A 22,237-nucleotide genomic window follows, 5' to 3' on the forward strand; every position below is an offset into this window, starting at 1 on the left:
AAAAGTATGGTTCCCCTCGGGCAGGTGAAGGACCTGGAGACGGCGAAGCAGATGGCGGCGCTGCTCGAGGCGGAGAACGCGCGGCTGCACCAGCGTCTGGAGGCGCTGGTGCAAGAGAATGCGCGGCTCAAGGGGGAGGACGCCCAGGCGCGGCTGCAACTGGAACTCACCCAGCTCCAGGAGCAGCTGGCGCGCATGCAGCAGCGCCTCTTCGGAGCCTCCAGCGAGAAGCGCCCGAGCGCGCAGCAGGTGGAGCCCGCCGCGCGCGAGCGGCCCCAGCGGGGACATGGGCCGCGAGCCCAGCCGGAGCTGCCCGTGCAAGAGGTGCTGCTGCCGCTGGACAAGGCGGACAAGGTATGCGGCCTGTGCGGCGGCGCCCTCGCGGAGTGGCGAGGGCAGACGGAGGACAGTGAGGAGGTGAGCGTGGTGGAGCGCCACTTCGTCCTCAAGCGCTACCGGCGACAGAAGTACCGCTGCCCGGAGGGGTGCGCGCCCGTCACGGCTCCGGCCGCGCCGCGCCTCATTCCGGGCGGCCGCTATTCGGTGGACTTCGCCGTGCACGTGGCCTTGCAGAAGTATGCCTTTCACCTGCCGCTGGCGCGCCAGGAGCGCATGTACCGGCGCGAGGGCCTGGTGGTGGACACCCAGACGCTGTGGGACCAACTCAATGCCCTGGCCCGCCACCTCCAGCCCAGCTACGAGGCACTACTCGCGTGGCGGCCATCCGCGAGTGGGCACTGGCTCAGCGCGCGCTGCCGGGCAGCGGCCTGCGCAGGCGAGTGCGGACGACATGCCCCGGATGGTCGTCACGACGGAGAACCAGCTGTTCTGCACCTACAGGGCTGAAACATCCCCTCATTTTGACGAAGCCAAATGATTTCAAGGAATGAGTTCCCCTCAACTGAGCGCGGCGGTCACCCCGTCTTGAGCTTCGTCGTACGGATGGCCGGCAGGCTGATGCGGAAGGTGCTGCCCTTGCCCACCTCGCTGTGGGCGGTGATCTCCCCGCCAAAGCCCGTGATGATGCCGTGGCAGATGGACAGCCCCAGGCCCGTGCCCACACCCACCGGCTTGGTGGTGAAGAAGGGATCGAAGATGCGGCTGAGCACCTCGGGCGCCATGCCGCACCCGGAGTCCCTCACCTCGAGGATGGCGTGGTCGTTCTCCGTGCGCAGCACCACGCGGATCTCATTCTTGTCCGGCTGGCCCGCGCTGATGGCGTGGGCGGCGTTGATGAGCAGGTTGAGCACCACCTGACCAAAGCGCGCCTCGCTGCCCTCCACGAGCGGCACGTCCGACACGTCCTTGATGACGGTGGCGCGGTGGCGCAGCTCGCCCCGGGCCAGCGCCAGCGCCGAGTCGATGACGCGCCGCAGGTCCACCGCCGTGGGCAGCTCCTCGTCCCCGCGCGAGAACGTCTTCAGGTCCTGGACGATCAGACGCACCCGGTTGACGCCCTCGTTCGTCTCCTCCAGCACCTCCTCCAGTTCGTCCAGGCGACCCGGAGGCAGCAGCGTGGTGATCGCATGCAGCTCCTCGGTGAGGAAGGACAGGTTGGAGATGACGAAGGCGAGCGGGTTGTTGATTTCGTGCGCCACGCCCGCCGCGAGCGTTCCCACCGACGCCAGCCGATCGGCGACGACGAGCCGCGCTTGAATCTGCTTGCGCTCGGTCAGGTCGCGCGCGCTCACCACCGTGGCCGTCTGGCCGGCGAAGAGCAGGCGCAGGCTGCTGATCTCTCCCGTCACCACGCCCCCATCCGGAGGCAGGAAGCGCACCTCGCGCACCCGGTGCGCGCCCCGGGCGTTGATGCCATCGAGCATGCTGGCGGCGGCCGCCCGGTCATCCGGGTGGACGAAGTCCATGAGGGAGCGGCCCACCAGCTCGTTGCCCTTGAGCCGCAAGAAGGTGCACGCGGACGGGTTGACGTAGAGCAGTGGCCCGCCGCGGTGCACGAAGATGGCCTCGGGCGAGCCCTCGATGAGGGCGCGGAAGCTCTCCTCGGAGCGGCGCAGCGCCTCCTCGGCGGCCTTGCGCTCGGTGATGTCGAAGGACACGCCTCCGAGGAAGCGCCGGCCCGAGCTGTCCCGCGCGATGAAGCGGTAGGTGAGGAACTCGCGCGGCTCGCCCTCGGGCGTGGGAATCATGCTCTCGGAGACCGAGGGCTGACCGGACTTGAAGGCCTGGTCGTCCTGATCGCGCAGGTGGGCCACCGTCTCCGGCGGCATGAGCTGCTCGTCCGGGATGGTGCTCACATCCATGCCGGGAGACAGCCCGAAGAAGCGCCGGAAGGGCTCGTTGGCGTAGACGCGCCGGCCCGCCTCGTCCTTCATGTACGCGAGCGCCGGGTTGTTGTTGAGGAAGGAGTCGAAGAGGTGCTGGCTCTCCTGGAGCGCGGTGACGATGGAGGCCACCTCCGTCATCAGCGCCTGCTTGGCCGCGTGCTCCGCCGCGTTGCCCATGGCCGCGCCGAGCAGACCCGCCATCAGCTCCAGCGTGCGCTCATCCGAGTCCACGAAGGCGTAGGGCACCTGGGAGGCGATGCTCAACAGGCCCACCGTCTGGTTGTCACGCTTGAGCGGCACGTTGAGCATGGAGCGCACCTTGAGCCGGCGCGCCGTGTCCAGGTTCACCCGCGTGTCGCGCTCGGTGTCGTCCGTGCGCACCACCTGGCCGCGCAGCACGCTGGAGCCCGCCATGGTGCTGCCCACCGGCAGCCGGGCCCCCTCGAATTGCTTCGAGTAACCCGTGCAGACCCGGTAGTACATCTCCTCACCCTCGATGATGCCCACCGCCGCGCCCCCCGCGCCGCAGAGAATCATCGCCCGCTCGGCGATGAGCCGCATCACCACGTCCAGGTCCAGGCCCGCCAGGGCGATGTCGTTCTGGGTCTGGATGATGGCGGCCAGCCGCTCGATTTCGCCCCGGGCGGATTCCTCGTGGGACTGCCGGCGCATGAAGGCGTAGCAGCGCCGCTCGAACAGGGCGATGCGCGCGCGGATGTCCGCCGCGTGGAAGGGCGCCACCAGGTAGTCGTCCACGCCGATTTCCATCAGCGGGGCGAGCTCCTCCTCCACCAGGCGGTTCACCATGCCGAGCACCGACACCTCCGCCACGCGAATCTGCGCGCGCAGGCGGTTGAACCACTCGGACTTCTCGCGGACCTGCTCGGCCCCGACCACCAGCACGTCCACGAGGGAGATGGTGGCGGCCGTCACCTCGGGACCCGAGGCGACCACCACCTCGTGCCCCATCTGGGCGAGTTCCGCCCCAATGGGATGGTCACCGTCGCGGCTGAGAAGGAGAAAGCGCATGGAGGGGCGACACGGTGTCGAGGGAAGCGGGAGATTGAAGGATCGAGACCACCCGGGTCCACCCAGAAGATACTGGGGGACCCCCCTCCTGACCCACGAGAGCCTACCCCCGTTCCCGCCCACCGGGGAGAGGTGGAGGCGGCCCCCGCTCCCGGGGGAAGCGACAGACCACCCCCCCGAGTGCCCTGTGGTCAACGTTGAGAACGTTTCAGGCTGCTCACTGGAAGGCGGGACTTGCCGGAAAAGAGGCTTGAGCGCCTGCCGGTGGGCTCCGGGGGGCCTATCTCACCCCGGGCCGTACACGGCGGATGGGTGGGGGTAGCTCGGGCGTGCCGTTCAGGTCCCGGGGGGAAGGTGACGAGATGAGGAACATCCTCGTGGTAGGACTCTCCATGGTGGCACTCGGCGCCTGCCAACTGGCCGCCCTGCCCCCGGCGAACGACGCGACCGAGGGGCGTGGCGCCTCGAGCCTCTTCTCCCCGGGCGCCCTCACGGTGATGACCCGGAGCCTTTCGCTGAATGCGAGCCCGGAGCGGGTGTGGGAGTCCCCCAGCGCGGACCAGGTGCCGTCTCGGGCCGCGGAATGGCTGAGCACGCTGCGCCAGGAGGACGTGTCCGCGCGGGCCCGGGCGCTGGCGGATGAAATCCAGTACGCCCGTCCTCACCTCCTCGGACTGCAGCAGGTGGCCCAGGTCCGGTTGCAGTCCCCGGGAGACGCCATCTTCGGGGGCACATCGCCCGCCCAGGCGCTCCAGGTGGACCTGCTGCCCATGCTGCTCGGAGAGCTGGAGTCGCGGGGCCTGCACTACCGGGAGGTGGCGCGGGTCCAGAACTCGGACGTGGAGGTGCCCCTGCGCACGAGCGCCACGCCCACCTATGACGATGTGCGGCTGACGGACTTCGACGTCATCCTCGTGCGCTCGGATGTAGGGGTGAGCGGGGTGCGCGGGGGCAATTACCTGGCGCGGCGGGAGGTGTCGGCACCAGGACTCGGCCGGATGACGCTGCCCCGCGGCTGGGTGTCCCTCGAGGCCGAGGTGCACGGGCGGCACTACCGCTTCGTGAGCACGCACCTGGAGCCCGCGCCGGGCGAGGAGGGACTGCGCGTGCAACTGGCCCAGGCCTCGGAGTTGATCGACTCGCTGCGGGGCGAGACGCTGCCGGTGGTGCTGGTGGGAGACTTCAATACCCCGGCGAACCTGGGCCTGGTGGGCGCGCCCACCTACCGGGAGCTGCTGCTGGCGGGCTACGTGGACGTGTGGACGCGCCGCCCGGGCACCACCCTGGCCGTCATGCCCCTGGCGACGCGGCGCAACCTGGTGTTGGTGCGCAGCCCCGTGACGCCCGGTCCTCGCCAGGTGGGTCCGGTGCTGGCCTACGGCGTGGGGAATGCCCGGCCGGAGTGGCGTTTCGGGCCCTGGCGCACCGAGCTGGGCGGCGTGGTGGCGCGCCTGCGGATGCCGCCCACCCCGAGGAACTGACCCCTCACCCGGGCGCACGGGCTACACTCGCGCGCCGTGAACGCGCCGTCCGGAGTCCTCGTCGCCGAGCAACCCCACTACCTGCCGTGGCTGGACTTCTACGAGCAGGTGGCGCGCTCGGACACGCTGGTGGTCCTGGACAACGTGCAGTGGCTGCGGCGGGGCTGGCAGCGCCGCACGCGCGTGGCGCTGCCCGTGGGCACTCCCCTGCCCCCTCCCTCCGAGCCCGCCTTCCAGTGGCTGACGATTCCCCTGGAGGGCGCCCACCGCGACACGCGCATTGGCGAGCTGGCGGTGGACGCGGCCCAGCCCTGGGCGCGCAAGCACCTGGCCACGCTGACGATGCTCTACGGCCGACGCCCCTACTTCCGCACCCAGGTGCTGCCCCGCCTGGAAGGCTTCTACGCGGAGGCCGCCCGGGAGCGCGGCCCTGGCTCGCTCCTGCGCACGCTCCTGGCGAGCCGGGCGATCTTCGACGAGCCCCTGGGGCTCACCCCCCGCGTGGTGCTCGCCTCGACGCTGGAGCGCTCCCTGCCGGACAAGACCGAGCGCCTGGCGGAGTACTGCACCCAGCTGGGCCGGGACACGTACTACTCGGCGGTGGGCTCGGTGTACTTGAAGCCGGGCCCCTTCCGGGACGTGGGGGTGCGGCTGTTGTGGCAGAACTTCCGCTACCCCTCCTATGACCAGGGCCGCCCCGGCGAGCGCTTCGCCATGGGCCTGTCCATCGTGGACGTGCTGTCCAATGTCCCCGTGGACGAGGTGCGCGCCTGGCTCGCCCCCAAGCCGTGGGGGCCCTTCGCCCAGCGCGCGCCCTCCCCCGGCGCCTAGGCGCCCTTCTCCTTGTCGAAGCGCACGAAGTAGCTGCGCACGGCGCTGTCCACCAGCTCCCTGGAGAGCCGCGGAGGCTCGCCGCGGTAGTGCGCCATGTCGATCATCTGATCGAGCAGGTCGCGCGGCTGGCACGCGGCGAACAGGCGGCGGTTCGGCTTGTAGTGCGTGTTGATGAGGTACTGCACCACCTCCGGGTCGTAGTCCACGCCGCGCTTGTCGCACATGACCTGGAAGATCTGATGGAACAGATCCTCGTCCGGCCGCTGCACCTCGAGCTTGTAGCGCACGCGGCGCAGGAAGGCGTCGTCGACCAGATCGCTCGGATCCAGGTTGGTGGAGAAGGCGGAGAACACGTCGAAGGGGACCTGGACCTTCTTGCCCGTGTGCAGCGTGAGCATGTCCACGTCGCTCTCCAGCGGGACGATCCACCGGTTGAGCAGATCCTTCGGGGAGACCTTCTGACGGCCGAAGTCGTCGATGAGGAGCATCCCGTTGGTGGCCTTCATCTGGAAGGGCGCCTCGTAGTACTTGACCTCGGGCGAGTACACGAGATCCAGCATGTCCAGCGTGAGCTCACCGCCAACGACCACGAGCGGCCGGCGGCAGCGCACCCACCGGCGATCATAGGCCGGAGCGCCGGGCTCGTCCTCCACGGGCCGGTGCAGGATGCTGTCGTAGATCCGGACGATGAAGTCGTCGATGAGGATGGCGTGGGGAATGAAGATGTCCCCATCGAAGCAATTCACCATGCCCTGGCAGATGGCCGTCTTGCCGTTGCCCGGAGGCCCGTAGAAGAAGATGGCCCGGCCTGAGTTCATCGCCGGACCGATGCCATCGAAGATGTAGTCGCGGATGATGAGGTCGCCGAACTTGTCCTCCATCCGCTGGCGGGTGATGCGGTTGCCCCGGATGCTCTGCTTCTTCACGGACTGGATCCACTCCTGGAGCGACACGGGAGCGGGGCCGTTGTAGCGGTTGCGATCGAGGATCTGCCGCAGCACGTCCGTGGCGAACGTGGTGAGCTGGTAGATCATCGTGGACTTGCCCAGACCCGAGCCGCCACCGCCGCGGATGTCGATGTACTTCTGGCGGCGCAGTCCCTCGAGGATCTCATCCACTACCGTGGTGGGCAGCTTGAGGCGGTTGGCGATGTCCATGCCCCGCATCTCGCCCGCGAAGAAGATGGCCTTGAGGACCAGTTCCTCCACCATGGTGGCGCTCAGGCCCAGCTCCTCGAGGTTGCGCGGCTGGGGGGGAGAGAAGCGCGGGGCGTTCGAGGCCCCGTCGGCCTCGACACGGCGCATCGCCCCCGTGCTGCGGCGCTCGGGCCCCGAGTACGCAACCCCGAACGCGGAGGTGCGGCGCTCGATGCCCCCTGGAGTCGGCTCGGCGGCGGGAGGCGGCGCCACGCGGCGTGGCGGCTCGACGATCACCGAGGGCAGTTCCGGGGCGGTGCTCACCGGGGCCGTGGGCGGCGCGGGACGCTTGTCCACCCCTCGCGAATCCGCGGCCGGAGAGGTCCGTCGATCCAGGAAGGCGCTGGGTCCGGCGGGCCGACGCTCGGGCGTTCCCGGGGGCGGCGGGGGACGCACGGCGGCCGTGGAACCAGTACCCACCGCTGGCTTGAGCCGGGGCGTCCCGGCGAACGTGTTGCCCGACGAGGCCGCGGGGGTCTCCCGGGGCGTGACGCTCCGGCTGGTGTCGGTCTCGAAATCGGGGGACTCGAATCCGGGGGGATTGCCCCCCGGCCTCCGCTGCTCGGGCATGCGTGCTCCGGGTTGAGGCGGCCGACTGTAGCAGGAAGTCTCCGCCACTTCCCCGCCCTCCGCGCGGTGCTAGCCTGAAGAGCATGAGCTTCTTCCAGGATCCCCCCCGGCTGGGCAATCAGTACGACGATGACGCGCTCCTGCGCAGCTACCTCGACCGATCCCTCCCCCAGGAAATGAAGGCCGGGCTCGAGGACGAGTTCCGGGAGCTGGGCGAGCTGTCAGGCGGCTACTTCTACGAGTTCCAGCTCAGGGATCGGCTGAACGAGCCCGAGCTGACCCAGTGGAACGCATGGGGCCATCGGGTGGACCACATCGAGGTGTCGCCCCTGTGGAAGGAAGCCGAGGCCCTGACGGCGAAGCGGGGCCTGGTGGCGGTGGCCTACGAGCAGAAGCACGGGGACCGCTCGCGCCTGCACCAGTTCGCGCTGAACTACCTCATCCAGCCCTCGCTGGACATCTACTCGTGCCCGCTGGCGATGACGGACGGAGCGGCGCGCACGCTCCTGTCCCTGGACAACCCGGAGCTGGTGGCGCGCGCCCTGCCCCACCTGACCTCCCGGGATCCCGCCACGTTCTGGACATCGGGCCAGTGGATGACGGAGCGCACGGGCGGCTCGGACGTGGGGCTGACGCAGACGGTGGCGCGGCAAGGCCCCGAGGGCTGGCGCCTGTACGGAACGAAGTGGTTCACCTCGGCGACGACGGCGCAGATGGCGCTGACGCTGGCGCGCCCCGAGGGCAACGGCGCGGGCGGCAAGGGCCTGGCCCTGTTCTTCGTGGAGACGCGGGGAGCGGACGGGCGGATGAACGGGATTCAGATCAACCGTCTCAAGGACAAGCTGGGCACGCGCAAGGTGCCCACGGCGGAGCTGACGCTGGACGGGGCGCTGGCGGTGCCGGTGGCGGGGCTGACGGACGGCATCCGGAACATGGCCTCGATGCTGAACGTGACGCGCACGTGGAACGCGGTGGCGTCCACGTGGATGATGCGGCGGGCGCTGGCGCTGGCGCGCGACTTCGCGAAGCGGCGGGTGCAGTTCGGCGCCCCCTTGTCGGAGAAGCCCCTGCACGTGGACACACTGGCGGGCCTGGAGGCCGAGTTCCACGGCGGCTTCCTCCTGGCGTTCCGGGCGGCGGAGCTGCTGGGCAAGATGGAGGCGCGCACGGCGACGGAGGAGGAATTGCTCCTGCAGCGGCTGGTGACGCCCCTGGCGAAGCTGACGACGGGGCGGCAGACAGTGCACGTGACGTCCGAGGTGGTGGAGAGCTTCGGGGGCGCGGGCTACGTGGAGGACACGGGCGTGCCGAGGCTGCTGGCGGACGCGCAGGTGCTGTCCATCTGGGAGGGGACGACGAACGTGCTCTCGCTGGACACCCTGCGGGCGATGGCGAAGGCGGGCTCGCTGGAGGCGCTGTACGCGGACGCGGAGCGGCGACTCGCGACGGCGAAGGACGCGGGGCTGCGGCCGAGCGTGGCGGCGGCGCAGGACGCGCTGGAGAAGGCGCGCGTCTGGGTGACGAAGGCGATGGAGAACCCGGCGGCGGTGGAGGCCGGGGCGCGGCGGTTCGCGCTGACGCTGGGACGCACCTACGAATTGGCGCTCCTGGTGGAACATGCCCAGTGGTGCCTGGAGCACGGGCACGGCCCGAGAGCCATGGCGGCCGCGCGGCGGCTCACGCGCAACGGCGTGGACTTGATCGCCGACATGGACCTTGATGACGCCAAACTACTTGCGTCACCGTAAACGCACATTTCTTGCTAGCATTGGCATTCACCCCTCCCAAGGGCCAACACTACCCTCATCCGCAGATACCACAACAAATGATCAAATCAATGACCGTCGTCGGACTGAACGACAAGATGGATTTCAGCCTGGATTTCCATCCAGACATCAATGTAATAACAGGCAAAAACGGCTCAGGGAAAACCACCCTCTTGAAACTCATATGGTACATGATAAGCGGAAACCTGGAGAGGATCGCTCCCGAAATTAATTTTCGTTCCGCCAACATTCAGACAGACACTTTTTCGCTATCCATAAAAACAACAGAAGACGCCGACCCCCCTTCGAAAGGCAGCACCTCAGCCAAAACAATAGACACTTGGCGAGAGCGGCGGATTGAATGGAAACTCGAAACCACAGAAACAGAACTATCGAAGCCACATTCAATAGCAACAGCAGTCAGCTCCGCATCCATGTCCCTCGCGAGATCACGAATAGAAAAGCTCAATAGGGCAATTGCAAGCCTACCCAATTCATCGGTTTTCTTTCCCACATTTCGACGAATAGAGGGAGGCTTTTCAATGGGAGGAAGAACAGAACCCATAGTAAAAACAGAAATACCGAGATTTTTCCATGTCCCCAGAGAAATCAGCCCGATTGAAAACGCTCTCACAAATCTGTCGGAAAGAATTTCCGTCCGACAGCATCGATTTGTCTCATCCATATCCACCAGCGATATCGTCAGCATGCTAACAAAACAGTACGCCGACACTTCAGAGCAAATAAACCAAGACAACACACAACGGTCGAAAGAAATAACAAGACTAATTGAGCACTATCGCAACACCAAGCCGGACACTTCGAACGAGACGTCAAAGCTTGGAGAGGCCACGCAGATACTGGAATTAATACAAACAATCGTAACCGAACACAAAGAGCGGCAGGAACTATTCCTAAGGCCGTTCTCCGCTCTTAGCGACCTAATCAAAAAGATATTCCAACACAAGGGAATCAAGGTCACATCCCATCTCACCCTCGGTGAAGCCGGCGAAGCAATATCATCAGACGCCCTCTCCGCTGGCGAAAAACAAATGCTTAGCTTTTTGGCATACAACGCGTTTGCGCAAAAAAGCACGATCTTCATCGATGAACCCGAAATCAGCCTGCATGTCGATTGGCAAAGAATTCTTTTCCCAACACTGCTATCTCAGGGCTCAACTAACCAATTCATCGTCGCAACCCACTCGCCCTTTATATACAGCAAATACCAAGACAAAGAGTTGGTTCTTGATCCGAACAAGGGTGGCGAATAATGCCCGTTCCGCTCCCAACGACTAACGAGTTGGTTTCAGTACTGAAGCGAACATCGCTCCCCACGCTATTAGTCGAAGGGACTGGTGACGCGCAGGTCTATCGACACATTGAAGAATCACTTCAAGGACTAGGGGTCAACGCACTACACTGCGGGGGGAGAACCACGCTTCTTGAACTATTTATACGCCAACCTGAGTTCAGTCACATAAAAACCGTCTTCCTTGCCGACAGAGACATGTGGCTGTTTGGCGGAATTCCACATCAGTACTCGGAAGTAGTCTGGACTAATGGTTACAGCATTGAAAACGACATCTACTCCGGATCCGACATCGAGAAAATAATGACTACCGAAGAGGATGCGCAATTCAGACAGCTACTGTCTATTGTCTGTAAATGGTTCGCCTTTTGTGTTGATGAGCACATGTCTGGAGGCGACGCCAACGTCTCAGTTCATCCCAATGAAATCTCTCCGCCCGGAACTGTTGGGTTGGATTCTTTACTCATATCAAAATATCGATTCAAGGAACCTGATCCTCGCACTTACGACTCAATCATCAAAAACTACACAAGCCACCTGAGAGGCAAGACTCTGTTTCAAGTTTTGCTTCGCTTTCTTGCCGCATCCAACAGGGAATCAAAGTACAGCAAATCCAACATCATGGAGCTATGCGTAAAAATACGCCCATCTAGCAGCACTAAGGATCTCTTAGACAGACTTTCGGCCAAGCTAAATCATCAAATAATCACTGGTTCTTCTTGAGTCGACGCGTACATCGATGAACTGACTCTCCTGAAATACGACTGTGCGCTCCTCTCTCCTTTGACGAGGCGCTATGAAGCAACTCCTCCCCCTCTTGGTCTTGTCGCTTTGCACCTCCACATTGGCGGGATGCAATTATCGCGTCTACATCCAAAGGAAAGCGGAGTGGGCCCGGCCTGAAGAAGCGGAGAAGGTCAGGATGCCAAGTTCCTCCGAAGGAAGCATTTCCCTGGATGGACCCAGTTTGAGGGCCATCGAGATCGCTGTCGATGAGTTCCTGCCGCCCGGTTCCAAAGCACGTTCCTACAACGAAAAATTGGAGCGCTGTCTGTCGGCTCGGGAGAACTATGACGTTTCGGTGCTCAAGAGCAGCGACGGTCTCTTCTTCGTGACCATCTCCGCCAATCTCGCCAGATGCGGCATTGATGACATCGTCTTCGATGCGGGCGCCACTTACGGCGTTGATTCACAAGGTCGGATTGTACTGAAAAACTGAGCTAGTGGCAGACTCGGACTGCATCAACCCCTTCTCCCGGAAAGGCAGAGACATGGCGTTCCCCACCTCGGTCAATGACCAGATCACCGATGCCCTAAGCCAGACGAACGTGAAGGGGCTCGGAGATGCCCCGGCCATCGCCATGGGCAACCTCTACGTGGCGACGTCGCAGGCCCTCTCCAACGCGGCCCACAACGCCACCACCGCCCAACAAAGTGCCTACCTCACCATGCAGGCCGCTACCACCCAGGGCATCGCGACCCTGTACAGCATCGACACAGCGTCGTCCGGGCTCGCCACCGCTCCCATCTTCGCCCCTCCCGTCGGTACGAAGTGAGAGGAGGTACACCATGACGAAGAGTGTCCAGGACTTCGCCCGGGAACTGACCACCATCGTGGACGCCAGTGCCCAAGCCCTCTCGACCTTGAACCGCGTGCTCGAGCAACAGCAGCAAAGCATCCTCGCGCTGGCCTATCAGGAGGGTGTCCCCGCTCCCAACACCGCGGAATCCCCCAGCGCCCCCCGTCCCGCCACGGCCCAGACCGCGTCGGCTGTCCCCTCACCCGCCACCGCACCCGAGGCCCCTGCTCCGATGGCGCTATCTCCCGAGGCCCTGCTCGCCCAGGCGGGGAAGACGGCGCAGGCCTTGCTCGATCTCGCGCCCGAACTCGCCATCGCCCACGTCGTCCAGGCCTCCGCGCATGCGGTCAGCCTCGCCCTCATGAATACGGCCACCGCCCAGCAACAGCTCACCATCGTCGCACAGGCAGTGGTCACCCGCGGTTGCTGCCTCCGCCTCGGGCAAACCTCACGAGGTTCCACGGCGTCTTAGCGCCTCCCTTCGGAAGGAGCACGAGCCTCGGCTCACGGCTTTGGGACGTGCTGATCAATCAGGATGGGGTTGCCATCGGGGTCGATGAGCATGAGGCTGGCGGGGCCGGTGGAGGCTTCGTCGGCGGCGGAGGTAAGCGTGAGGCCGCGGGCCTGGAGGGTCCGCTGGAGCTCGCGGACGTCGTCGAAGTCGGCGAGTGGCTTGGCGTCGCGGTCCCAGCCGGGGTTGAACGTCAGGATGTTCTTGTCGAACATGCCTTGGAAGAGGCCGATGGTGCTGGTCTCGTTCTGCAGGATGAGCCAGTTCTGGGCCGGGTCACCGCCGATGGCACGGAAGCCGAGCTTCTCGTAGAACGCGCGGGAGGCAGCGAGGTCCTTGACGGCGAGGCTGACGGAAAAGTTGCCGAGGCGCATGGGCGCGACTCCTGTGGGCGAGGCGGTGACGGGTTGTCGAGGAGGCGCCGCCGCGCAGCCGCTCAGGGTGAGGACAAGCAACACGCTGAGGATTCGACGCATGGGGCGCTCCAGGGTTGCCGAGTGCGATCGCCGCTCGGCGTGGTACCTGATTTACAAGGACAAAGCCGAAGTCAGCAAGTCGCACTAGACCGCGCGGCTGGCGGGCTCCCACCCGAGTGTGACGAGTTGGAGCAGTTCCACGCCGAGCAACTCCGGATAGCGCTGGATCCAGGCCGTGCGCTCGGGCGTGACGGGCTCTCCATTCCAGAGCACCCGGCCTCCCGCGCGCGACTGCAACCGCGCGGCCGCGCCGAAGGTGGCCTGCGCCACGCTCGCGAAGGGCGCCCGTCCCCAGTGCGGCCAGAGGATCACCTGGTTCGCGGCGTGGGGATTGAGGTTGAACCACATCACGGGCTCTTCCAACTCCCGGTCGAACCACAGCCCTCGCGTCTTCTCGACCTCCACGCCCAGCCCGGGCGGAGGCTCCGCGATCAGCTTCTTCAGGGGCGGCAACTTCGGGTGCTCGAGCCGCAACGCCAACAGGTTGGGACCCTCGTCCTCCTGGCCCGCGGGGAACTCGAGCGGCATCTGGACGGTGGTGTAGAGGTTCTCACGGTGCTTCTGCCACAGCTCGGCCTGCCGCCGGGCATAGGCCCCCTCCACATCGGTGAGCTGCTGGACGGACTCCACCGTCAGCGCGTGCCCGTGAACCGCCTCGAAGGCGTTCAGGCCCCGCGTCTCCTTCACCATGGCCGCGAAGGACAGCAGCTCGAAGAAGTTGCGCAGGAAGAAAGGGCTGGTGGTGCTCACCGAGAGATGAATCGTGCCCGTCTTCGGTCCGTTGTTGGGCCGCACTCCCGCCGTCAGCAGGGGCGCCCTCGCGGGCGGTTCACCCGCACGGAACACCCAGATAGCACCATCGGGCCGGCGCACCTCGTGCGTGGGGCAGACCTCGGCGAGTTGCGACAGGCAAGCCCGCAGATCCTTGAGCGTGAGCGTGTCCGGCGCTCCAGCCCGCACGTCTTCGTAGCGGGTGTGGGTGGTCAGGTAGACGGAGTAAGGCATGGGACAGCGCTTATAAGGAATGAGGCGTGGCGTTCCACCGGAATCTCAGGGCATGGCCTGCCGCACCTCTCCCCGGGCGAACTGGAACATCTGCTCGCGGACGTCAGCCGAGTCGAGCAGGTCGTTGTGGTGCTTGCCGTCCAGGATGCGGACGGTGGCGTTCGGGAAGATCGTCCCCAACCGCTTGCCCATCTCCACGGGCACCACCTCGTCCAACGTGCCATGGACGATGAGCACGGGCAGTTTCAACCCGGGCGCCTTGGACGCCGTGTCGAAGGGATCCCGTACCAACAGCCGAGCGGGCAACCAGGGAAAGAGTCCCGCGCCAATGTCCACGATGGAGGTGTAGGGCGTGATGAGCAGCAGCCGCGACCCCCGTCCTCGCGTCGCCATCTCCACCGCCACGCCCGAGCCGAGGGACTGCCCCTGCAGCACCGTCTCCTCCGGCTTCACGCCCAGGTCCTTGTGCAGGTGCTCCAGGGCCACCTGCGCGGCGGCGTAGATGCGCTTCTCGGAGGGCCCCTCGCTGTCCCTGGAGAGTCCATAGCCCGGGTACTCCACCGCGTAGAATCCGAGTCCCGCGTCCTGGAAGCGCTGCCCCAGCCATATCTCATCCGCGAGCTGTTCCCCGTTGCCGTGGAAATGCACCACCGTGGGTGCGCCCGGCGGCGCGGGGACATGGAACACATGGACCGTGGTGCCCTCCGGCCCGGGAATGCGCAACAGCATGGACCGGAACAGCTTCGGCTCCCGCGCTCCCGCTGGCACCGGGAACACCAGGTGCCGCTGGTTGAGGAATACCAGGACGCACAGGCTGACGTAGACGAAGACAAGGGAGATGAGGAGCCGAAGCACGATCCGCCTCGCCTGGGCGAGAAAACGAGTCATGGCGACACCTTAACGCACCCCCGAGGTCCGCGCCTTCAACGCGGGCACCACGCGCTCAGAACGACATCGAGGAGATGATCGGCTCCAACTGCTGCACCTTCACGTTCATCACCTTGCCGGTCTTCTCCAGCGTCCCCTGCCCCACCAGGAACAGCGCGCCGTGAATGTCCTTGCGGAAGCGCGCGTAGGCGTCCGGGGGCAGCACGAGGTTGGCGATTCCCGTCTCGTCCTCGAGCGAGAGGAAGCAGAATCCCTTCGCCGTGGGCGGCATCTGCCGGCAAATGAGCATCCCGCCCACCGCCACGCGGCTGCCCGCGCGCACGCGCTCCAGGCCCGCCGCCGTCACCGCGCCCCGCTTGCGCAGCGCGGGCCTGAGCAGTTCCAACGGGTGTTTCTCCAGGGACACGCCCACGGTCTCGAAGTCCGTGCTCACCCGCTCCCCGAGGTTCATCTGGGGCAGCGCCACCGACGTGCCATCCATCGCCATCCCGAAGAACAGGTCCGTCTCCTCCAGCGGGCCGAGCGCCTGGATCTCCCACAGGGAATCCCGCCGCGAGCGGTTGAGGCTCCCCAGGGCTCCCGCCAGCGCCAGCCGCGCCAGTTCATGCCGGGGTGCCCGGGTCCGCCGCGCCAGATCTCCGATGCTCGTGAAGCGCTGCCCCTGCCGGAAGGACTCCACCCGCCGTCCCGCCGCCTCCTGGAGCCCGCGCACCATCCGCAATCCCAGCCGCAGCCCGCCCTCCTCCAGCGTGCAGTCCCAGCCCGAGTGGTTCACATCCACCTCCAACACGGGGACCCCATGCCGCTTCGCGTCCGCCACCAGGGTGTGCGGGGCGTAGAAGCCCATGGGCTGCGAGTTGAGCAGTGCCGCCGTGAAGGCCGCCGGGTAGTGACACTTGAGCCAGGAGGACGCGTAGGCGAGCAGCGCGAAGCTCGCCGAGTGGCTTTCCGGAAAGCCATAGTGCGCGAAGCCCCGGAACTGCTTGAAGAGCGTGTCCACGTACTCGGGTGAATAGCCCCGGGAGACGCCGCCCTCGATGAAGCGTTGGTGGAAGGGTCCCAGCCGCTCCTCCGCCCGCTTGTGCGAGAGCGCCCGGCGCAGTCCGTCCGCCTCCGCGGGCGAGAAGCCCCCCACCGCCATCGCCAGCTTCATCGCCTGTTCCTGGAAGAGCGGCACCCCCAGCGTCTTCTGGAGGATCTTCCGGACATCCTCCGAGGGGTATTCCACCGGCTCGCGCCCCTCCCGCCGCCGCAGGTAGGGATGCACCATGTCCCCCACGATGGGCCCCGGCCGGATGAGGGCGATCTCCACCACCAGGTCGTAGAAACACCGGGGCTTGAGCCGCGGCAGCATGTTCATCTGCGCCCGGCTCTCGATCTGGAACACGCCGATCGAGTCCGCGTTGCTCAACATCTCGTAGACCTTCGGGTCCTCCGCCGGAATGGTGGCCAGGGACAAATCCCGGCCGTAGTGCACGCGGATGAGCTCCAGGCACTTGGCCAGCGCCGTCAGCATCCCGAGCCCGAGCAGATCCACCTTCAGGACGCCCACCGCCTCCAGGTCATCCTTTTCCCACTGCACCACCGTGCGGCCCTTCATCGCCGCGTTCTCCACGGGGATCATCTCCACCAGGGGCTCGCGGGTGATGACGAAGCCGCCCACGTGGATGGACAGGTGCCTGGGTGAGGCCTCGATCTCCCGCGCCAGCGCGAGCGTCTGCCGCACCCGCCGGTCCTCCTCCGACAACCCCACTTCCTTCAACAACTCCGGCGACATCTCGCCGCCGTGCGAGCCCGCCACCTTCGCCAGCCGATCCACCTGATCCAACGACAGCCCGAGCGCCTTGCCCACCTCGCGCAGGGCCAGCCGGCCCCGGTAGCAGATGACCTCGCACACCATGCCCGCGCGGTGCCGACCGTGCTTCTCGTAGACGTACTGGAGCACCTCCTCGCGCCGCTCGTGCTCGAAGTCCACGTCGATGTCCGGCGGCTCCTTGCGCTCCATGCTCAGGAAGCGCTCGAAGAGCAGCCCCATGCGCACCGGATCAATCGCCGTGACGCCCAGCGCGTAGCAGACCGCCGAGTTCGCCGCGCTCCCCCGCCCCTGGCACAGAATCCCCCGCGAGCGCGCGAAGCGGACGATGTCCCAGATGGCCAGGAAGTAGCCCGCGAAGTCCAACGCCGCGATGAGCTTGAGCTCGTGCTCGATCTGCTTCACCACGTCGGCCGGGACGCCCCCCGGATAGCGCACCTGGAGCCCCTGGTACGTCAGCTCGCGCAGCCACGTCGACGTCGAGTGTCCCGGCGGCAGGTCCTCCTCCGAGAAGTGGTAGCGCAATCCGTCCAGGGTCGCGTGGCAGCGGCTCGCCAGCTCCAGGGTGCGTTCCAGGGCCTCGGGACAGTCGGAGAAGAGCCGCGCCATCTCCTCGGGACCCTTGAGCGTCCGCTCCGCGTTGGGCAACCGCCGCGTCCCAAGCTGCCCGAGCGTCGTCTTGTGGCGGATGGCGGTGAGCACGTCCTGCAGGGGCTGACGGCTCCGGTGGTGCGTGTGCACGTCGTTGTGCGCGCACAGGGGCGCGCCGAGCTCCCGCGCCAGGGCCTTCGCCTGGGCCACCCGCGCCTCGTCTCCCGAGGACAGCGTGCGGCACACGCCCACGTAGAAACGCTCGGGGAAGGCCTCCGCCAACGGAGCCACCCGCGCCGGGGCCACGGGGTACGGCAGCAGCGCCAGGAGGCCTTCGTTGCCCTCGGCCAGCTCGCGCCAGGGCAGGCCCGCCTCGCCCTTGGGGTGCAGCATCCGGCTCTTGGAGATGAGCCGGCAGAGATTCGCGTAGCCCCGCGCGTCCTGTGCGTACAGCACCACCGGGGGACCCTCGAGCAGGGTCAGCTCGCTGGCGATCAGGTATTTGATGCCCACGGCCCTGGCCGCCAGGTGCGCCTTCACCGCCCCGTACAGCCCATCCCCGTCCGCCAACGCCACCGCGGACACACCGCGCTCCGCCGCGGCGAGGATCAGCTCCTCGGGATGCGAGGCCCCGCGCAAGAACGAGAAGTTCGACCGGCAGACGAGCTCGGCGTACACGCGTGCCAAGCTACTGAGCAGCCGTTCAGGCGGAAGGTCCGCCCCAGTCAGTCTGTCTACCCGACCCGATGTGTCTCGTCACTTCGAAGGTGGCCCATCGCGGCCCGACTTCTCCGAATCGATCCACGAGGAGGTCAACAGGAGAAGCACGCCCGCGCGGGCCTTGCTTGACATGCCTGTAGCACCCGCCAAGCATGAGCGCCCTCGTCGTCCGAGGCGGGTGGGGAGGCGGATGGATGGGTGTGCATTGGAGCGTACTGATCCTGGTGCTGGGACTCGCCTGCTCACGGACGGACCCGCGTCCCCTCCTCCATGAAGCCTATGTGTGGCAACGCGGCTGGAGCCCGGAACTGGCCCGCTCCCTCACCGATGCGCCCCCCGAACTGGGCGCGCTCCGGGTGTTGGCGCGGGAACGCTCGGGAGTGGAGCGCTCGCCCGTGGACATCGCGGTGGACGTGGAGGCCCTGGCGCGGAGCGGCCGCGAGGTGGTGGCGGTGATGCGCGTGGAGGGTACGGCGCCGTTGGACGGTGTCTCCCTCCAGGAAGTCGCCGCGCACGCGCGGGCCTGGCGGGCGCGGGGCGCACGCGTCCGGGGGGTCGAGATCGATCATGACTGCGCCACCGCGTCGCTCGAGGGATACGCGGACTGGTTGGAGCGCGAGCGGCCGGTGCTCGGAGACCTGACGCTCTCCATCACGGCGCTGCCCACGTGGAGCGAGTCGCCGCGGCTCGACCGGCTGACGTCCCTCGTGGATGACGTCGTCCTCCAGGTGCACGCGGTGCGCGCTCCCACCCTCTTCACGGCGACGGAGGCCCGGGGCTTCGTGAACGCCTGGACGCGCGCCACGTCCCGGCCCTTCCGGGTGGCGCTGCCCACCTACCGCGTGCGGCTGCGTGATGGCACGCCCCTGTCCGCCGAGCCGCGCGAGGTGGCGCGCTTCCTCGCGGGCTTGCGCGAGCACCCGGTGAAGCAAGTCTCGGGCATCGTCTGGTTCCGGCTCGGGCACCGGGGCGACGCGGATGCGTGGAGCCCGCCCACGCTCACGGCGGTCATCCGGGGCGAGGCGCTCACCCCCCGACTCCAGCCGCGCCTGGTGGATACGGGCGGCGGCACATTGGACATCGTCATCGAGAACACCGGGCGCGTGGATGCCGAGGCCCCCGCGCGCCTCACCCTTTCTGGAAGACTCGAGGTGCTCGATGGCGTGGCGGGTTATGCCGCGCGGGGCACCTCCCTCGTGGCGCGCACGCCTCCCCGCCTGCGCGTGGGCGAGCGGCGCGTCATCGGCTTCGTGCGGGGCTCCGAGGTGGCGCTTGCGGCTCCGTGATTCGCTGGTGTGTCTGTCCCTCCTGGGCGCGATGAGCGTGCCCGTGCGCGCCGCGTACGCCTGTGGCCCCGACTTCCCCATTCAGTTGCTGGAGAACCGGGCCGTGACGCTCTCGGAGCTGCCGGACAGCACCTTCTTCTACGAGGCGGCCCGGTTCCTCCCGAAGCCCTCGGACGCCTTCCTCGTGGTCGAGAGAGAGGAGCCCGAGGGCGCCCGGACGGGCGGTGGCGCCCGGGAGACGACGCTGTACGAAGCGGGCGCGCGGGCCTACCACGCCACCCGCCCGGAGGAGGCCGAGGCGCGCTTCCGGGAAGTGCTCGCGCTGCCCGAGGGGGAGCGCCGTCACTTCTCCACCTTCGCGGCCTTCATGCTGGGGCGTCTGACGCGCATGCCCGAGTCGGTCACCCACTACGCCGAGGTGCGCGAGCTGGCGCGCCAGGGCTTCGCGGATCCGCTGGGGCTCGCGGTGGCGAGCCTCGGCGAGGAGGCGCGAGAGTATCGGGAGCTGGGGGAGGACGCGAAGGCCATCCAGCTCTACGCGGAACAGGCGGCCCACGGAAGCGGCTCGGGCGCGACCTCGCTGCTGTTCGTGGCCCGGTCGCTCGTGCGTGACGAGGCGCGGCTGCGGCGGGCCCTCCAGGATCCACTGGCGCAGCGCCTGCTCTCCACCTACGCCTGGACGCGCGGCCACGAGGAGGTGTGGTCGGAAGAGGAAAACCCCGCGACGCCCCTGCCCCTGGCCCAGCTCATGGATCTGCTGGCCTCGGTGCCTGGACTGGCGGGCGCGGACCGGCTGGCCGCGACGGCGTGGCGCGAGGGCCGCTTCGATCTGGCCGAGCGTTTCGCCGGGCAGGAGCACACCCCGCTGGACGCGTGGGTCCGCGCGAAGCTGGCGATGCGGCGGGGAGAGCCGGCGGTGGCGGACCAGTGCCTCGCCGAGGCCGGGAATGGCTATCCAACGACGGAGGACTGGCAGACGGATCCCTACCTGCCCCGGCTGCGGCCCCGGATGTACGTGGAGGCGGAGCGGAGCCTGCTCGCGTTGATGCGCGACGACTTCCCGGGCGCGGCCGATCGCGCGTTGAGCAGTTGCTCCTGGCCGGACATCGCCTACGTGGCCGAGCGCGTGCTGTCGATGGAGGAGCTGCGGCGCTTCCTCGCGACCCACGCCGCGGACCCTCGGCTGCGGTGCCAACCGGAGTCCGCCTTCTACGTGGAGGAGGGCACGCCCCGGCCCACCGTGGAGGACTCCCTCCGTCCGCTGATCGGCCGGCGTCTGCTGCGCGATGGCCGGGGCGCCGAGGCCCTGGAGTTCTTCCGGAACACGCCCTGGGAGGCGCCGGCGTGGCGGTACGTGGCCTCGCTCGAACGGGCCCGCTCGGCCTGGACGAACGTGGACCAGGCCCGCTCGCTCTACGACGCGGCCCGGCTCGCCCGCTTCACCGGCATGGAGCTGTTGGGCACCGAGACCGCCCCGGACTGGGCCTGGGTCGCGGGCGAGTTCGACATGGAAGCACTCGCCGAGGAAGAAGCGACCCAGCGCATCGAGAAGCCCCTCGCGCTGGCCCACCTGCCCCTGATGTCCCAGGCGGAGCGGGAACGGCGGCGAGCCCATGCCCCCGAGCATTGGGTGCGCTTCCAGTACCGCCTCACGGCGGCGGATCTCGCCGAGAAGGCCGCCGGCCTGGTGCCACCCCGGAGTCAGGCCTATGCCTCACTGCTCTGCCAGGCCGCGCGGTTCAGCATGCGGGTCGAACCCGAGCGAAGCGAACGGCTCTGGCACACCTATGTGCGGCACGGAGCCTTCCTCCCGAACCTGCCCGATTCCTGGTTCGGCCAGGAGTGCCCCGCACCGGATTTCGAGCGGGCGCGCCATGCGAAGAGCGCCCTGTCCTCGCCGCCCCTCCGCAAGCGGACGCTGGCGGCGGTGTGCGGCGGCCTGCTGGTGCTCGGAGTGGGGCTCGCGGTCCTGATCCGCAAGCGACGGATGCTCGTGGATCAAGCCGCTCGGTAGGCGCCCAGGAAACCCTCCAACTCGGCGTTGATCAGCTCCGCCTCCTCCACGGAGGACGTATGCCCGCCCCGGGGCAGCTTCACCAGGCGCGAGCCCGCGATGGCCCCGTGGATGCGCTCGGACTTGGCGGGCACCGTCGCCGTGTCCTCGGCACCCACCATGATCAGGGTCGGTGTGCGGATGAGCGACAGCTCCTCGTAGACGCTCTTCCTGCGGACGACGCCATTCACCGCGCGCCAGATGTCCTTGCGGATCTCCGCCAGTTGGCGCTCCCACACCGCCCGCTCGGCCGAGCGCGAGGCGTCCTCCAGGAACGTGCGGCCGAACATGATGGGCATGACGCGCCCGGTGACCCACCGCATCCCGAACCAGCGCGCCACGAAGTTGAGCAGGTGGTAGCGCGGCACGTTCACCGCGGGCTCGGGGTCCGCCGATGTCTCCAACAGCACGAGCGAGCGCAGCAGCTCCGGCCGCCGCGCCGCCAACCGCATCCCCACGAAACCGCCCATGGACAGGCCCACGAAGTGACAGGGACCCACCCCCAGTTGCTCGATGAGCGCCACCCCGTCCGAGTACACCGTCTCCATGTCCACGGTCTCCACCCCGCCCACCTCGCTGCGGCCCTGACCCCGGTGATCGTAGGCGATGCAGCGGTAGCGGTCCTTCAGCGCCGCCACCTGCTTGTCGAACATCCGGCAGCTCCACAGCAGGCCGTGGCTGAACACGACGGGCTCACCCGAGCCTCCCGAATCCTCGTAGTACAGACGGGTGCCGTTGACGTTCAGGAAGGGCATGCGCGGGTTCCTCGGAAGAAGGGAAAACGAAGGCCGGGCAGCCTAGCGTGCCGCTCTCCATAAAAAAGAAGAGTCCGCTCGGGCCG

At 67.2% G+C, this 22,237-nt stretch carries 18 protein-coding genes; 11 read left to right on the forward strand and 7 right to left on the reverse strand.

Annotation, left to right across the window (positions count from 1 at the left end):
• The first annotated feature begins 6 nt into the window (after positions 1-6).
• Positions 7-846: an IS66 family transposase gene (locus tag MEBOL_RS38275; RefSeq protein WP_095982036.1), complete on the forward strand. Its 840-nt coding sequence runs from the start codon at positions 7-9 to the stop codon at positions 844-846.
• A 68-nt stretch (positions 847-914) separates the two neighbouring features.
• Here the strand turns inward: MEBOL_RS38275 and MEBOL_RS38280 are convergent, their stop codons facing one another.
• Positions 915-3,314: a PAS domain S-box protein gene (locus MEBOL_RS38280; protein WP_245919238.1), complete on the reverse strand. Its 2,400-nt coding sequence runs from the start codon at positions 3,312-3,314 to the stop codon at positions 915-917.
• 362 nt (positions 3,315-3,676) lie between these two features.
• Here MEBOL_RS38280 and MEBOL_RS38285 point away from each other — a divergent pair, with 362 nt between their 5' ends.
• Positions 3,677-4,795: an endonuclease/exonuclease/phosphatase family protein gene (locus tag MEBOL_RS38285; protein WP_095982037.1), complete on the forward strand. Its 1,119-nt coding sequence runs from the start codon at positions 3,677-3,679 to the stop codon at positions 4,793-4,795.
• A gap of 36 nt (positions 4,796-4,831) precedes the next feature.
• Positions 4,832-5,626: a WbqC family protein gene (locus tag MEBOL_RS38290; RefSeq protein WP_095982038.1), complete on the forward strand. Its 795-nt coding sequence runs from the start codon at positions 4,832-4,834 to the stop codon at positions 5,624-5,626.
• On the opposite strand, the gene MEBOL_RS38295 is transcribed toward MEBOL_RS38290, so the two are convergent.
• Positions 5,623-7,395, reverse strand: coding sequence for an ATPase (locus tag MEBOL_RS38295; protein ID WP_095982039.1), 1,773 nt, complete (start codon positions 7,393-7,395; stop codon positions 5,623-5,625). The two genes, MEBOL_RS38290 and MEBOL_RS38295, sit on opposite strands and share 4 nt — an antisense overlap.
• A gap of 83 nt (positions 7,396-7,478) precedes the next feature.
• Here MEBOL_RS38295 and MEBOL_RS38300 point away from each other — a divergent pair, with 83 nt between their 5' ends.
• From MEBOL_RS38300 to MEBOL_RS38320, 6 genes are all read left to right on the forward strand, one after another.
• Entirely contained in the window at positions 7,479-9,143 is a 1,665-nt protein-coding gene (locus MEBOL_RS38300; RefSeq protein WP_095982040.1) for an acyl-CoA dehydrogenase family protein, read from the forward strand.
• 89 nt (positions 9,144-9,232) lie between these two features.
• Positions 9,233-10,435 (forward strand): AAA family ATPase, encoded by a 1,203-nt coding sequence (locus MEBOL_RS38305; protein WP_157823918.1) that lies wholly within the window; start codon positions 9,233-9,235, stop codon positions 10,433-10,435.
• Positions 10,435-11,196 (forward strand): DUF4435 domain-containing protein, encoded by a 762-nt coding sequence (locus MEBOL_RS41685; RefSeq protein WP_157823919.1) that lies wholly within the window; start codon positions 10,435-10,437, stop codon positions 11,194-11,196. The genes MEBOL_RS38305 and MEBOL_RS41685 overlap by 1 nt, the downstream gene beginning before the upstream one ends.
• Before the next feature lie 73 nt (positions 11,197-11,269).
• Complete coding sequence (locus MEBOL_RS38310; protein ID WP_095982042.1) at positions 11,270-11,692, forward strand: hypothetical protein; 423 nt, start codon at positions 11,270-11,272, stop codon at positions 11,690-11,692.
• 52 nt (positions 11,693-11,744) lie between these two features.
• Complete coding sequence (locus MEBOL_RS38315) at positions 11,745-12,029, forward strand: RebB family R body protein (protein WP_095982043.1); 285 nt, start codon at positions 11,745-11,747, stop codon at positions 12,027-12,029.
• Between the two features lie 13 nt (positions 12,030-12,042).
• Entirely contained in the window at positions 12,043-12,525 is a 483-nt protein-coding gene (locus MEBOL_RS38320) for a RebB family R body protein (RefSeq protein WP_095982044.1), read from the forward strand.
• Between the two features lie 32 nt (positions 12,526-12,557).
• Here MEBOL_RS38320 and MEBOL_RS38325 read toward each other — a convergent pair whose 3' ends face one another.
• The 4 genes from MEBOL_RS38325 to MEBOL_RS38340 form a co-directional block, all read right to left on the reverse strand.
• Positions 12,558-12,938 carry a VOC family protein gene (locus tag MEBOL_RS38325; RefSeq protein ID WP_095982045.1) on the reverse strand — a complete coding sequence of 127 codons (381 nt, stop codon included), beginning with the start codon at positions 12,936-12,938 and terminating at the stop codon, positions 12,558-12,560.
• Positions 12,939-13,124: 186 nt separating this feature from the next.
• Positions 13,125-14,045, reverse strand: coding sequence for a hypothetical protein (locus MEBOL_RS38330; RefSeq protein ID WP_095982046.1), 921 nt, complete (start codon positions 14,043-14,045; stop codon positions 13,125-13,127).
• A 45-nt stretch (positions 14,046-14,090) separates the two neighbouring features.
• Positions 14,091-14,933: an alpha/beta hydrolase gene (locus MEBOL_RS38335; protein ID WP_095982047.1), complete on the reverse strand. Its 843-nt coding sequence runs from the start codon at positions 14,931-14,933 to the stop codon at positions 14,091-14,093.
• 55 nt (positions 14,934-14,988) lie between these two features.
• Positions 14,989-18,024, reverse strand: coding sequence for an error-prone DNA polymerase (locus MEBOL_RS38340; protein ID WP_095982048.1), 3,036 nt, complete (start codon positions 18,022-18,024; stop codon positions 14,989-14,991).
• 227 nt (positions 18,025-18,251) lie between these two features.
• Here MEBOL_RS38340 and MEBOL_RS38345 point away from each other — a divergent pair, with 227 nt between their 5' ends.
• Together MEBOL_RS38345 and MEBOL_RS38350 are read left to right on the forward strand one after the other, a co-directional pair.
• Positions 18,252-19,343: a DUF3142 domain-containing protein gene (locus MEBOL_RS38345; protein WP_095982049.1), complete on the forward strand. Its 1,092-nt coding sequence runs from the start codon at positions 18,252-18,254 to the stop codon at positions 19,341-19,343.
• Positions 19,330-21,357 (forward strand): hypothetical protein, encoded by a 2,028-nt coding sequence (locus tag MEBOL_RS38350; protein ID WP_095982050.1) that lies wholly within the window; start codon positions 19,330-19,332, stop codon positions 21,355-21,357. Before MEBOL_RS38345 ends, MEBOL_RS38350 begins: the two co-directional genes overlap by 14 nt.
• Here MEBOL_RS38350 and MEBOL_RS38355 read toward each other — a convergent pair.
• The gene (locus MEBOL_RS38355; protein WP_095982051.1) at positions 21,342-22,151 is read right to left on the reverse strand and encodes an alpha/beta fold hydrolase; all 810 of its coding nucleotides are present in this window, start codon (positions 22,149-22,151) and stop codon (positions 21,342-21,344) included. The genes MEBOL_RS38350 and MEBOL_RS38355 overlap by 16 nt on opposite strands.
• Between the last annotated feature and the right edge of the window lie 86 nt (positions 22,152-22,237).

It is taken from the genome of Melittangium boletus DSM 14713 (assembly GCF_002305855.1).
Taxonomy (GTDB): Bacteria; Myxococcota; Myxococcia; order Myxococcales; family Myxococcaceae; genus Cystobacter; species Cystobacter boletus.